Consider the following 12829-nt stretch of genomic DNA (forward strand, 5'->3'; position numbering starts at 1 on the left):
TCATTGCGAGCCACCGGGTCGCGCGAATGCGCGCCCGATGATAAACTCCGCGAAGCAATCCATGCTGACACGCAAAGAAAGAGTGGATTGCTTCGTCGCTTTGCTCCTCGCAATGACGGCGAGGATTGATCGTTCGCGCAAGAAATCAATTCGCCCGCAGCTCCGCCTTGATCATGTCCGCGGCCTTCTCGCCGATCATGATGGTCGGTGCGTTGGTGTTGCCGCCGATCAGGGTCGGCATCACGGAGGCGTCGACCACGCGCAGGCCTTCGAGGCCGTGGACTTTCAGTTTCGGATCGACCACGGCGAGGGGGTCGTTGACGCCCATCTTGCAGGTGCCGACCGGGTGATAGACGGTGTCGGCGCGGGCGCGCAGCACGGCGCGGATGTCGTCGTCGGTGCGCACGCCTTCGGTGAACATGTCCTTTTTCTGCAGGGCCCGCAGCGCCGGCGTTTCCAGGAGTCGCCGCGTCGTCTTGTAGCCCGCGACCATCGTTTCCAGATCGGACGAATCGCCGAAGAAATTCGGATCGATCACCGGAGCCGCCAGCGGATCGGCGCTGCCGAGCGCGACGTTGCCGCGGCTCTTCGGCCGCAACAGGCAGACGTGGCAGGTGAAACCGGTGCCCATGTGGCGCTTGCGGCCGTGATCGTCGGCCAGCGCCATGCCGAAATGCAACTGGATGTCGGGGATGTCGAGGTCGGGTCGGGTCTTCAGGAAGCCGCCGCATTCGGCGAAGTTCGAGGTCATCGGTCCGCGGCGTTCGCGCCGGTACTGGCCGATCGCCCGCAACAGCCGCGGCAGGCCCTTGAACGAGATGCCGTTGAAATTCGGATCGTCCGACATGTAGCCGAACACGAAGTCCACGTGATCCTGCAAATTCTGTCCGACGCCGGGCAGATGATGCGCGCTTGCGATGCCGTGCTTGCCGAGTGCGGTGCTGTCGCCGACACCCGACAGCATCAACAATTGCGGCGTCTGGAACGCGCCGGAGGAAAGGATCACCTCGCGCCGCGCGCGGATCTGCTTCAACGCCTTGCCCTGCCGGTATTCGACGCCGACGGCGCGTTTGCCCTCGAACAGGATCCGGGTCGCCTGCGCCTGGGTTTCGACGCGCAGATTGGCGCGCAATCCCATATGCGGATGAATGTAGGCGCGCGCCGCACTCCAGCGCTCGCCGTTCCTCTGGGTCACCTGGTAGACGCCGAGCCCTTCGTGCTCATCGGCGTTGAAATCTTCCCGAAGGCGAAACTGCGCCTCCTCTGCGGCCTGCAGAAAAGTCTGCTGGACCGGATTGTCGGAGCGCAATTTATTGACGGCCAGCGGGCCGCCCTTGCCGTGATACTCGCCGCCGAAATCGGCATTGTCTTCCGCGCGCTTGAAGTAGGGCAGCACGTCGGAAAACGACCAGCCGGGATTGCCGAGCGAGGCCCATTGATCGTAATCGGAGCGGTGGCCGCGGATATAGACCATCGCATTGATCGCGGACGAGCCGCCGAGACCCTTGCCGCGCGGCTGATAGCCGATGCGCCCGTTGAGGCCTTTCTGCGGCACGGTGTCGAACGCCCAGTTGTTGAGTTTGCTCGGGACCATCAAGGCCAGCGCGAAGGGCGTCGTGACCACCCAATTGTCGTTCTTGCCGCCGGCATCCAGCACCGCCACCGACGTCCCGGCGTCCTCGGAAAGCCGTCCCGCCACCGCGCAGCCGCCGGAGCCGCCGCCCACGACCACGAAATCAAATGTATCCGTCACGCGTGTTTCCCCCAGTTTTTTCGTTCGTCATTCCGGGATGGTCCGCAGGACCAGACCCGGAATCTCGAGATTCCGGGTCTGATGCTAACGCACCATCCCGGAATGACAGCCTCATCCCTACGACAAGAACCTCAGCAATTTTTGCAGCCGCGCGATCTTCGCGCCATAGGGCGGATAGAGATCGGCGAGCCGGTTGAAGGGCGAGCGATAGAATACCGGCTTCAGCTTGGTCAACGTCCGAAAACCCCATTCGCCGTGATAGGCGCCGGAGCCGGACGCACCGACCCCGCCCATCGGCTGATTGATCTGCGCAAAGTGAAACAGGCAATCGTTGACGGTGACGCCGCCGGAGACGGTGCGCGCCAGCACTTCGTCGCGCGCGGCATCGTCCTTGCCGAACCAGTACAGCGCCAGCGGGCGATCGCGTCCGTTGATAAAGGCGATCGGCTCGTCCGCATTTTTGTAGCCGAGCACGGGCAGCAGCGGCCCGAAAATCTCCTCCTGCATCATGGTCATCCCGGATGTCGCGCCGACAATGATCGTCGGTGGAAACTTACGCTTCGATTTCCAGGCGGGATCGCCGGGTTTTGCCGCCTGCAGGATGCTGGCGCCCTTGGCCGCGGCGTCCGCCACCAGGGCCTCGAGCCGCGCATAGTGCCGGTCCGAGACGATCGAGGTGTAATCCTTGTTGTGGGGATCGGTGCCGAACATCCGCAGCATGTGGCCCTCGAGCCGGACGACGAAATCCAGCATGGATGCTTCCGGCACCAGCGCGTAATCAGGCGCGATGCAGGTCTGGCCGGCGTTGAGCAGCTTTCCGTAGGCGATGCGCTCGGCTGCCTCGTTGAGATCGGCGGAGCGGTCGACGATCGCGGGCGATTTGCCGCCGAGCTCGAGCGTGACCGGCGTCAGATTGCGTCCCGCGGCTTCCGCCACCAGACGGCCGACGCGGGTCGAGCCCGTGAAGACAAGATGGTCGAACGGCAACGCGGCAAAGGCTTTTGCGATCTCGTCGTCGATCCCGGTCACGATCATTTCAATGGCGTCGAACTTTTGCGCGATCACCTCCTGGAGCAGCGCGGAGAATCGCGGCACCAGCTCGCTCGGCTTGATCATCACGCGGTTGCCGGCGGCAAGGGCGGCCACCGCCGGCGCCAGTGTCAGCTGCAGCGGATAATTCCAGGGCGCGATGATGCCGACCACGCCGAGCGGCTGCGGGATCAGGCGGTTCTTGGCGGGCGCAAATTGCAGCGTGGTGGCGATGCGCTGCGGCGCCATCCATTTTTTGAGGTGTTTGGCGGCGTGCTTGATTTCGCCGAGCACCAGCATGGCCTCGGCGATCGCGGTCTCGATCGGGCTGCGATGGCCGAAATCCGCCGAGATCGCCGCTTCGAACCGCGCCTCATTCTCCGAGATCACCGCCCGCAGCCGCTTCAGCCGGTCGAGCCTGAGCGCAAGCGCCGGTGCGGGCTCGCTGCGCGACAGCTCGAACTGACGATGAAAGGCCTCCTCCAGGGCGTGCCGCCCCGGGCTTTTCAGTGGCTGGTCCATGACGCTCTCCCGGTCGTCTCTTGGCGCAAAGCTCCGCTTTTGCGGTGTTTCTGGCAAGTGCGGTTCCACTCATCGATTTCGGGCGCAAAACCACCGGTTTGGACGTCACAAAAAGCTCAAAAACCGGTCTTTGGGCCTTTCCAAACCAGAGCCACGTTGATACATAGCGCTGGCACCCGATGGCTTCGGCCCGGGTCGCCTTCTCAGGAAGCCTCCGAACGGGATCGATCGGCGCCATCTGGCGTTCGCCGGGGTCGTTTCGGCACCGGTTTTTCGGAACAAGGCGCGTAACGGTTTAACGCGGGGTGGAGCAGCCCGGTAGCTCGTCAGGCTCATAACCTGAAGGTCATAGGTTCAAATCCTATCCCCGCAACCAAGTTGATGAAAACCCCAGTAATCTTAATGGATTACTGGGGTTTCGTTTTGATGCTTGCGTTGACCGCCGCAGCTGGACCGTCGCGTCTCCGATGTCGAATTCAGGCATCGAGAAGGAAACCGTCGTCCGGCATTGGGATCGAGAACAAGTTTCCAGCCCGGCGCATCAAAAGGCATTTTGCTTCCATTGCTTCCCGGCCGAAATTCGCGACATCTACCCCAGTCATTGCGATCAGTGGAAGCGATTGTGAGCAAGCCTGAATTTGATCCAGTCACGATGTCGAACGCGCTTGCTGACACGGCAGGTTCGCGCGGGCGGGCTTCGAAGCGCTTGATGTGGCTCGGCGCATCCGCGTTCTGGTTGCTGGTTTTTACCATCGTCGTTGCACGCGCGATCTACTTCGAACCGGGCAGCGGCGGCATCTTCGCGTTCATTAATCCCGCCTGAGCCTGACCTGCGCGCGCTTGCGTTCCGCCTGCTCGCCAACGGGCTCACGGATCATGCGCTCAAAGGCCGTGGCCGCCGGAATGTCGAGCCGGCCCGGGGTCTTCAGCTGCCACAGCATGCGTTCGATGCGCAGATCCTTGAGCGGTATCACCTTGAGGCGTCCGAGCCTGACCTGATCGGAGACGGCAACCGTCGACACGATCGATACGCCGACGCCGGCGGCGACCGCCTGCTTGATCGCTTCGGTGCTTCCGATCTCCAGTGTTCTCAGCGGCTCCACCCGTTGCGCAGCAAGCGCTTGTGTTACGACTTCACGCGAACCGGAGCCGGGCTCCCGCACGATCAGAATTTCCTGTTCGAGCTCGGCGCAGTCGACCGGGCCTTTCGATGACGCAAACCGGTGCAGTGGCCCGACGATCAGGCTCATGACGTCGGTCCGCCAGGGCTCGCTGACCAGACTGTCGTCTTCCACCGGACCTTCGACCAGCGCGATCTCTATCTCGTGTCGTGCCATGAGGTCCGCGATGTCGCGGGTGTTGGCGGTAGCGATGTGGAGATCGATACCCGGATAGGTCCGGTGGAAGATGCCGAGATATTCGGGGATCATGTAGGTCGCGATCGTGGTGCTCGCGCCGACGCGGAGCGATCCGCTGTCGAGACTGCGCAGCGAGCGAAGCTCGTCTTCGGCGGCGCGTTCGGCTGCGAACAGGGTTTCCGCGTGCCGGGCAAGCGCCTGTCCTTCCCGCGTCGGCCGCACGCCTTTCCGGGTGCGGTCCAGCAGGCGACAGCCGACCTGCAGCTCGAAGTCCCTTACCCCCTTGGATATCGCCGGCTGGCTGATGCTCAGGATTTCGGCCGCGCGTGAGAAGCTCCCGGTCTGGACCACGGTCGCGAATAAGCGGAGCAGATGGAGATTTAGGGACATAACTTCTCTCTATGGGGGCAGGCCGAAAAGATATTATCTTTAATTGCGGGTTCGGCGCATAAATTCTCCTAACAGCGGAGAGTTTTTGTGCCTGAAGACGGGGAGCCTTCCAATTCCCGAAGCCGGCTGGGACGCACGGTCAGCCGGCTGATCTCGCTGTTGCCCGGCGTCGCGCTCTGTGCGCTGATTTCACTGGTCGCAATGGGTGCCCAGAGCCTGGAAGAGCGCGCCTTCGCGCATCCCTATGTCGAGGCGCTGGTCATCGCGATCCTGCTGGGAGTCGCCATCCGCACCGTCTGGAATCCGCTCGAGCGCTGGTCGGTCGGCATCGCATTCAGCGCCAAGCAACTGCTCGAACTCGCCGTGATGCTGTTGGGCGCGTCGATCAGCTTTGCTGCGATCGCCGCCGCCGGCTCCCTCCTGATGGCTGCGATCGTTGCGACCGTCGTCGTTGCGCTCGCCGTCAGTTACAGCCTCAGTCGAATGTTCGGCCTGTCGACCAGGCTCGCGATCCTGATTGCCTGCGGCAATTCCATCTGCGGAAACTCCGCGATCGCGGCGGTGGCGCCCGTCATCGGCGCCGACGGCGATGACATCGCGTCCTCGATCTCCTTTACCGCCGTTCTCGGCGTCTTGATGGTATTGGGTCTGCCGCTCTTGATTCCGCTCTTACGTCTATCGGCGACGCAGTACGGAATTCTTGCCGGCCTTACGGTCTACGCCGTCCCTCAGGTGCTCGCGGCCACATTGCCCGCCGGTCTGGTCAGCACCCAGATCGGAACGCTGGTGAAACTGACACGCGTGCTGATGCTGGGCCCGGTCGTGGTCGGTCTTTCCATCCTGATGTCGCGCAAGCGGGCGGGCGGATTGTCGATGAAGGCGATGAGCCCGTTCACGCTGGTGCCCTGGTTCATCATCGGCTTTCTCGTCCTTGCCGCGTTTCGTTCCTTCCAGCTGGTCCCGGATGGCGTTGTCGCGCCCGTCACCAGGATCGCGGCGTTCCTGACGGTGGTCTCGATGGCCGCACTTGGCCTCGGCGTCGATATTCGTCTTCTCGCCGGCATTGGCGGCAAGGTGACGGCAGCCGTCACGCTGTCCTTGCTCGCGTTGCTCGCGATCAGCATCGGACTGGTTCATCTGTTCCATTGAGATGCGCCCGCGCGATGCGCACAGCGGTGCGACGCGACGCGAGAAAATAAAAATGCAGCTCGAGAATTTCCTGCTTTGAATTCCAGTCATCTCTCTGTGGGGTCTCGTTCCATCGGCCCCGACAGGGGGAGAGCAGGTCTTGAAAAGGGCATTGATAATTGCTGCCGCGAGTCTCGGCATGGCGACGGCTGCGAACGCCGGAGAGTTATTGGATCTCAAGAGCCAGTCGGAGCAGCTCCGTCAGCAAAATGAAGTCCTCACCAAAAAGATAGCCGATCTTGAAAGACGACAACGCAAGCTCGAGTCCAGCCCGGCTGTCGCGCCCAAGGCCCTCACGCAAAAATCCGAAAATCCTGCTGACGCCATGGCCGCGTCCTACAAGGCCGTGGTCAAGAAGCTCGACCAGGATGATAGCCTGACCTGGCACGGCATCACGCTCTACGGCCAGGTCGACGTCGGCGCGGTTTATCAGAACCACGGCGCGCCGCTGAACAATTCGGCCGGCGCCGGTTGGAATTATCTCATCGCAAAGAACAGCAACGGCTCGCAGTTTGGTGTGGCGCCCAATCCGTTCGGCGGCTCGTTCATCGGGCTGAAGGGCAAGCAGGAGCTGATCGACAATGTGTATGGGGTATTCAATCTGCAGACCGCGTTTAATCCCCAGTCCGGCAAGCTTTCCGACGGACTTGGCTCGATCGTGCAAAACAACGGTCTGGCGGTCGGCGCCCAGAATTCGTTCGCCGATTCCGCGAGAGACGGCCAGCCGTTCAACATCGCGGCGTGGGGGGGCCTCAGTTCGCCGGTCTACGGCACCTTGACGTTCGGACGACAGGGAGCGCTGACGTCGGACGGGGTGGTCGCCTACGACCCGTTGGGCAGTTCGGCAGCCTTTTCGCTGATCGGTTTCCAGGGCGCCACCGGTGGCGGTGGCGCTACCGAGGATCGCATTCTGGACAGGGCGCTCAAATATGCCGTCAGCTACGGGGGATTCCGTGCTGTCGTCGAGACCTCGATCGGTGCACAGGATGGCGCGGGTCCGCGGACGTTCATTCAAGGTCAAGTCGGCGGGGATTATCTCGGGTTGTCGGTCGATGCCGTTGTCGGGAAAATGACCGACGCCGTTACCTCGGCGCCGCTGCCCGTGGGAACCGTCCTGCCTGCGACGCTGAGCAATGCAGGCAACGGTTTCGTCTCCGGTACGGTTTCCGACAACACCAGCGTCATGCTGCTGGCCAAATACGCCTACGGCCCGCTCAAGCTTTTCGGCGGCTATGAGCACATCGATTTCGCCAATCCGAAAACGCCGCTGGCGGCGGGCAACGACTTCCTCGCGGGCTACACGCTCGGCACCGTCAACAACACCGCCTTCGGCACCGACAAGATCCTGCAGGTATTCTGGACCGGCGTAAAATATGCCGTCAGATCCGATATCGAGCTCACTGTCGCCTACTACCGCGAAGAGCAGAACAGTTTTCAGGGCGGGACGCCGGCTACATTGAATCTCGGTCGCTGCAAGGACGCGAGCCTTGCGCAATGCAGCGGCCAGATCGATGCGGTCTCCTTCGTTGCGGACTACAAGTTCTCTCCGCACGCCAATGCCTACGCCGGCATGATGTGGTCGCAGGTGTCGAATGGCCTTGCCAACGGCTTCCTGCAGCGGTCCTCGATCGACCCGACTGTCGGGTTTCGTTACCGGTTCTGAATCGGGATCAAGGGGCGGCCAATCCGATCGCGCTTCGAAAGTCTCATGGCGTAAACTTGCCTCAGCTTCCCCGGGCTGAGGCGCTTTTTTTGGGCGGACGTTTTGTCGCGCCGACGCGGACCATCAAAAAAGTTTTTATCCAGCCGGGAATGTTTCGCTTCGGCTGTCGATATCTCTTCTGAGGGAGGCGCGTGTCTGTCCGAGAGAGCGAGTGAGTTCTCCCGGTCAGAAGCAAGCCGAACTCAGATCGTGTTGAAACATCTCGACGACTACTCCCGGACACGCCTCGGCCTCGCACGAGGCTGAGGCGTGTTTCCGTAGCGATTCAGTCCGACGAACGGCAGGCGGGCGGGGTGTGGCATACGACGCCGGCGCTCGATCTCTACGCCTATGTCGGGCTGGAGAAAACGCGCCCCACGTTCTCCAATGTCGGAACCGTACCGTTCGGCTACGGCAACCCGCTTTACAACAACAGCGGCCGCAACATCGAAAATTCGCCGGCTGCGACCTGCAACGGCAACACGTCGGAAGTTCGGCAATACACGATCGGCTTCTACGACACCGTGTTGAAGGGCGCGTATGGCGCGGTGAAGGTCGGTACCCAGTATTCCTACAACCAGCGCTTCGCGTTTGCGGGCGTCGGCGGCGCTCCGAAGACCGACGATCACATCGTCATGACGCAGCTTCGCTACTATCCGTTCTGACCGGCTCTACCCGCCGGGCGCGCGCATGTGCCCCCGGCGGTTTCGCATCATCGCTGAAGCGCTCGCGCTCTCTTCACTTGCTGGTTACGGCCACGTGAATCCAGCCGGTTGAGAGGGACGGAATATTCCGGCGCCTGTTCGAGTCAATGTCGCAGTGGCCCATTGCACTAACGCCGGGTCAACTGTTGGAGAAGTTCGATGATCAAAGGTCTGATGGCACTTGGGGTTTCTGCGATTGTAGCGGCGTCGATGGTGACGCCCTTGTCGGCGCAACCGGTCGTGCAGGAGCCAGGTGCGCAGTCGTTCTATTATCCCAATTCCAGTCTCGGCATCGGCACGGCGTGGCCGAAAGGCGGCGCGTCCAACGCCATGGCGTCCACGCGCAACGTGTCGCCGGCACCGGTGACAACGCCGCGGACACAACGCGGCGGTGCGGCCGGCGTCACGCGATAGATATTTTTCGCTCGGGTTGCTCCGGCTGTGATTGAGCATGGCAGCCGGGGTAGCCAGGGGAAAGGGCGGTTCGTCCAGACCGCCCTTTCTATTTTGTGGGCACCAAGTCCAGCGCATCGATGCCGAAGAACTGCAAGAGTTGTATCCGCGGCTTGAGCGAATGCTTCGGGCGCCCGAATGGCCGTGCGGCGAGGTCTTCGCCTGCAGCGCCGCATGAAGGCAACGTCGAACGGCTCCCGGGAATAAATCGCCGGCCAGCCGAGTTAACATTACCAGTCGCTGTTTCCGATGAAGGACGGTCGGAACAGTGATCGTCAAGTCTTGAACGCGGTCTCGGGTCGGTAGGTCGGCGGCCGGTTCGATCGTGCAGGATAAAGACGAGCGCACTCTGTTTGATGAAACGTTTCTGCCACATACGGCGGAGGCCTATCGTTTGGCGCGCTGGTTTACCGGCAGCGCCTCGGACGCGGAAGATGTCGTTCAGGACGCCGCGTTGCGCGCCTTTCGCGGCATTCGGGGTTCATGCCGCGCATACCATCAGCCTGATCAGTCTGCAGCAGGGACAATCGGTACCCGACGGTGTCGTCGCCGGTTACAACATGCGAAGCTGGAGCGATCACGAATTTACCTATGTTGCCGTGTCGGATCTGCCGATGGAGAAGCTCGCGAGCTTTGAGCATGCGTTTACCGCCGCGACGCGTTGAGGTCGTATGCGCTGGCATGTCTCTAGCCTGCGCGCCGTTCGGATTGCGGTCGGCAGATCCGTCGATTCGAAAATATCGCATGGCGCCGAATAAGCGCGGGCTTCTCCCGGTCTTTGTCTATGTGCGGATGGCCGGCCTGCACGTGGTTGCCCGGACGAAGTCGCCCCAACTTCGGCCGAGCCTCCACAAAAAGCGCCTCAGCCATGCCCGGTTGAGGCGCTTTAATTTGTGCTTCCGCCCACTTCATTTTGCGTTACCTTTCTCTCCGGATTGGAGGGCCATTGATGCCGTTCTGGACGTGCGAACAATGCGGTGCCCAGTTTCCCGAAAACGCCGCGCCGCCCCCGTCATGCCTGATCTGCGAGGACGAGCGGCAGTTTGTGAACTGGAAAGGGCAGGCGTGGCTCACCCGGGAGGAACTGGCGAAACGCCATAAACTTGTCTGGCGCGACGATCTCGGAATTCTTGGGATCGGTGTCGAGCCGAGTTTTGCGATCGGGCAGCGCGCGCTGCTGGTTCCGGACCCGGATGGCGTCGTAATGTGGGATTGCATTCCCCTCGTCAGCAGCGAGGCGGTCGACCACGTCAGGTCGCTCCGCGGCCTGAAAGCGATCGCGATTTCTCATCCGCATTACTACGGCGCGGTCGCCGACTGGAGCGAGGCATTCGGCGGCGTGCCGGTCTATCTGCACGGCGACGATCGCCAGTGGATCACGCGGCCGCATCCCGCGATCGTGCCGTGGTCGGGGGAAAGCCATCGGATTTCCGACGACATTGTTCTGGTCCGCACCGGCGGGCATTTCGCCGGCGGCACGATCATGCATTGGCGCGCCGGCGCCGATGGCCGGGGGGCGCTGCTCACCGGCGATGTCGCCATGGTGGCGATGGACCGGCGATCCCTGAGCTTCATGTACAGCTATCCGAACTACATTCCCATGAATGCGGCGTCCGTGCGTAGGATAGCCGGCGCGGTCGAGCCGCTGGCGTTCGATCGCATCTACGGGGCGTGGTGGGGGCGCAATATCGCGGCGGGCGCGAAGGCGGCGTTCGATGCCTCGGTCCGGCGATATCTCGCGGCGATTTCGGATTAGGCTGGACCGCGGGCAGTGATTTCGGCCGTTACAATCTTGCCACCCGAGATAGTATCGCTATATCAGGCCTTTCCCGTCACTCCGTTTGACCATCGAGCCCCGTCATGACCACTACCACCGCCCCCGAATCCCAGCCGTTCCAGGCCGAGGTCGCCGAACTCCTGCACCTGATGGTGCATTCGGTTTATTCGGAGACCGATATTTTCCTGCGCGAGTTGATCTCGAATGCGTCGGATGCCTGCGACAAGCTGCGCTATGAGGCGATCGCCGCGCCCGATCTGATTTCCGACGGCGCGCCGCCCAAAATCCGCATCCAGCCCGACAAAAAGGCGGACACACTCTCGGTGGTCGACAGCGGCATCGGCATGGACCGGCAGGAGCTGATCGACAATCTCGGCACCATTGCGCGCTCCGGCACCAAATCCTTCCTGTCCCGCCTCACCGAGGCCAAGGACGGCGCCAATTTGATCGGCCAGTTCGGCGTCGGCTTTTATTCCGCCTTCATGGTCGCCGACCGCATCATGGTCACCAGCCGCCGCGCCGGCGCCGATGAGGCGTGGACCTGGTCCTCATCGGGCGGCAGCGGTTTTGAGATCGCGCCGGCCAGCGAGGAAGACGGCAAGCGGGTCGCGCGCGGCACCGAGATTGTGCTGCACCTGAAAAAGGACGCGGCAAAATATCTCGAGACCTACGAGATCGAGCGCATCGTCCGCGCCTATTCCGACAACATCCAGTTTCCGATCGAGCTGGTTCCCGAAGAAGGCGAGCCGCGCCAGATCAATTCCGCCAGCGCGCTGTGGCAGCGGCCGAAATCGGAGCTAACGGCGGAGGACTACAAGCAGGCTTACCAGTCGATCGCCGGCGCCTTCGACGAGCCGGCGATGACGCTGCATTACCGCGCCGAGGGACGGCAGTCCTATGCGGTGCTGCTGTTTGCGCCCTCGACAAAACCCTTCGACCTGTTCGACCAGGCGCGCAAGGGCAAGGTAAAACTCTATGTCCGCCGCGTCTTCATCGCCGACGACGCCGACCTGCTGCCGGCCTATCTGCGCTTCATCCGCGGCGTCATCGACAGCGAGGATCTGCCGCTCAATATTTCCCGCGAAATGCTGCAGAACAATCCGCAGCTGACGCAAATCCGCAAGGCCGTGACCAGCCGCGTCATAGGCGAACTCGAAAGCCTCGGCGACAAGGAGCCGGAGACGTTCGCAAAAATCTGGGACGCGTTCGGCGCCGTCATCAAGGAAGGCCTCTGGGAGGATTACGAGCGGCGCGAGAAATTGCTGGCGCTGTCGCGCTTCACCACGACCTCGGGCGAAAAGCGTTCGATCAAGCAATATGTCGAGGACCTGAAGCCGAACCAGACCGAGATCTATTATCTTACCGGCGACAGCATCGAGCGGCTGAAGTCGAACCCGAAGCTGGAATCCGCCAGAGCGCGCGGCATCGAGGTGCTGCTGCTGACTGATCCGGTCGACGCGTTCTGGACCTCGGCGCCGCTGGATTTCGGCGGCAAGCCGCTGAAGTCGCTGAGCCAGGGCGATGTCGATTTCGGCCTGATCCCGCTGCTCGAGGAGAAGGCCGACGACAAGAAGGAGGACTCCGCCGCCGACGAGGCCGCGACCATCGCCGTCATCAAGGATACGCTCGGCGATCGCGTCTCCGACGTGCGGGCATCGCAGCGGTTGACGTCGAGCGCGTCATGTCTGGTCGCCGGCGGTGACGGGCGCGATCGCATGCTGGAGCGGCTGCTGGCGCAGCAGAACAAAGGCTCGGTCACAAAGCCAATCCTCGAGATCAACATGCGCCATCCGCTGGTCGCGGCGATTTCCGGCGCAAAGGACGCGGCCGCGGATCTGTCGTTGCTGCTGCTGGAGCAGGCGCAAATCCTCGACGGCGATTTGCCGGACGACCCGGCGGCGTTCGCGGGCCGGCTCAATCAGCTGGTGCTGCGCGGGCTGGCGAAGGGATAGG

11 protein-coding genes, 1 tRNA gene and 1 pseudogene are annotated in these 12829 nt (G+C 62.4%); 10 read left to right on the forward strand and 3 right to left on the reverse strand.

The genetic code is table 11. From position 1 onward, the window contains the following. Positions 1-145: 145 nt before the first annotated feature. Both NL528_RS07445 and NL528_RS07450 read right to left on the reverse strand, forming a co-directional pair. Positions 146-1753 carry a GMC family oxidoreductase N-terminal domain-containing protein gene (locus NL528_RS07445; protein WP_309182050.1) on the reverse strand — a complete coding sequence of 536 codons (1608 nt, stop codon included), beginning with the start codon at positions 1751-1753 and terminating at the stop codon, positions 146-148. A 117-nt stretch (positions 1754-1870) separates the two neighbouring features. Then, positions 1871-3304, reverse strand: coding sequence for an aldehyde dehydrogenase family protein (locus NL528_RS07450; RefSeq protein ID WP_309182052.1), 1434 nt, complete (start codon positions 3302-3304; stop codon positions 1871-1873). Between the two features lie 299 nt (positions 3305-3603). Here NL528_RS07450 and NL528_RS07455 point away from each other — a divergent pair. Both NL528_RS07455 and NL528_RS07460 read left to right on the forward strand, forming a co-directional pair. Beyond that, a tRNA-Met gene (locus NL528_RS07455) sits at positions 3604-3680 on the forward strand. Positions 3681-3926: 246 nt separating this feature from the next. After that, on the forward strand, positions 3927-4127 hold the full coding sequence (locus NL528_RS07460; RefSeq protein WP_309182054.1) for a hypothetical protein: 201 nt from the start codon (positions 3927-3929) through the stop codon (positions 4125-4127). Here NL528_RS07460 and NL528_RS07465 read toward each other — a convergent pair. Beyond that, positions 4114-5052 carry a LysR family transcriptional regulator gene (locus NL528_RS07465; RefSeq protein WP_309182056.1) on the reverse strand — a complete coding sequence of 313 codons (939 nt, stop codon included), beginning with the start codon at positions 5050-5052 and terminating at the stop codon, positions 4114-4116. The genes NL528_RS07460 and NL528_RS07465 overlap by 14 nt on opposite strands. An 87-nt stretch (positions 5053-5139) precedes the next feature. Here NL528_RS07465 and NL528_RS07470 point away from each other — a divergent pair, with 87 nt between their 5' ends. The 8 genes and pseudogenes from NL528_RS07470 (at position 5140) to htpG (ending at position 12828) form a co-directional block, all read left to right on the forward strand. Continuing rightward, positions 5140-6201, forward strand: coding sequence for a putative sulfate exporter family transporter (locus NL528_RS07470; protein ID WP_309182057.1), 1062 nt, complete (start codon positions 5140-5142; stop codon positions 6199-6201). Positions 6202-6379: 178 nt separating this feature from the next. Further along, the gene (locus NL528_RS07475) at positions 6380-7903 is read left to right on the forward strand and encodes a hypothetical protein (RefSeq protein WP_309182058.1); all 1524 of its coding nucleotides are present in this window, start codon (positions 6380-6382) and stop codon (positions 7901-7903) included. Between the two features lie 353 nt (positions 7904-8256). Continuing rightward, a complete protein-coding gene (locus tag NL528_RS07480) occupies positions 8257-8607 on the forward strand; it encodes a hypothetical protein (protein ID WP_309182059.1) in 351 nt (116 codons plus the stop codon). 198 nt (positions 8608-8805) lie between these two features. Continuing rightward, positions 8806-9060: a hypothetical protein gene (locus tag NL528_RS07485; RefSeq protein WP_309182060.1), complete on the forward strand. Its 255-nt coding sequence runs from the start codon at positions 8806-8808 to the stop codon at positions 9058-9060. A gap of 364 nt (positions 9061-9424) precedes the next feature. Then, a pseudogene (locus tag NL528_RS07490) lies at positions 9425-9532 on the forward strand (RNA polymerase subunit sigma); the annotation flags it as partial. Between the two features lies 1 nt (position 9533). Next, positions 9534-9764 carry a hypothetical protein gene (locus NL528_RS07495; protein WP_309185371.1) on the forward strand — a complete coding sequence of 77 codons (231 nt, stop codon included), beginning with the start codon at positions 9534-9536 and terminating at the stop codon, positions 9762-9764. A gap of 284 nt (positions 9765-10048) precedes the next feature. Beyond that, complete coding sequence (locus tag NL528_RS07500; RefSeq protein WP_309182061.1) at positions 10049-10855, forward strand: MBL fold metallo-hydrolase; 807 nt, start codon at positions 10049-10051, stop codon at positions 10853-10855. Between the two features lie 104 nt (positions 10856-10959). Continuing rightward, positions 10960-12828, forward strand: coding sequence for a molecular chaperone HtpG (gene htpG / locus NL528_RS07505; RefSeq protein ID WP_309182062.1), 1869 nt, complete (start codon positions 10960-10962; stop codon positions 12826-12828). Position 12829: the final 1 nt, after the last annotated feature.

The sequence above is a fragment of the Bradyrhizobium sp. Ash2021 genome (assembly GCF_031202265.1).
In the GTDB taxonomy this organism is placed as follows: domain Bacteria; phylum Pseudomonadota; class Alphaproteobacteria; order Rhizobiales; family Xanthobacteraceae; genus Bradyrhizobium.

Excerpts from the sequence above, each read along its gene's own strand:
- NL528_RS07450 (WP_309182052.1), bottom strand. The coding sequence starts at position 3,304 with ATGGACCAGCCACTGAAAAGCCCGGGGCGGCACGCCCTGGAGGAGGCC.
- NL528_RS07465 (WP_309182056.1), bottom strand. The coding sequence starts at position 5,052 with ATGTCCCTAAATCTCCATCTGCTCCGCTTATTCGCGACCGTGGTCCAG.
- NL528_RS07475 (WP_309182058.1), top strand. The coding sequence starts at position 6,380 with ATGGCGACGGCTGCGAACGCCGGAGAGTTATTGGATCTCAAGAGCCAG.
- NL528_RS07485 (WP_309182060.1), top strand. The coding sequence starts at position 8,806 with ATGATCAAAGGTCTGATGGCACTTGGGGTTTCTGCGATTGTAGCGGCG.
- NL528_RS07495 (WP_309185371.1), top strand. The coding sequence starts at position 9,534 with ATGTCGTTCAGGACGCCGCGTTGCGCGCCTTTCGCGGCATTCGGGGTT.
- NL528_RS07500 (WP_309182061.1), top strand. The coding sequence starts at position 10,049 with ATGCCGTTCTGGACGTGCGAACAATGCGGTGCCCAGTTTCCCGAAAAC.
- htpG (WP_309182062.1), top strand. The coding sequence starts at position 10,960 with ATGACCACTACCACCGCCCCCGAATCCCAGCCGTTCCAGGCCGAGGTC.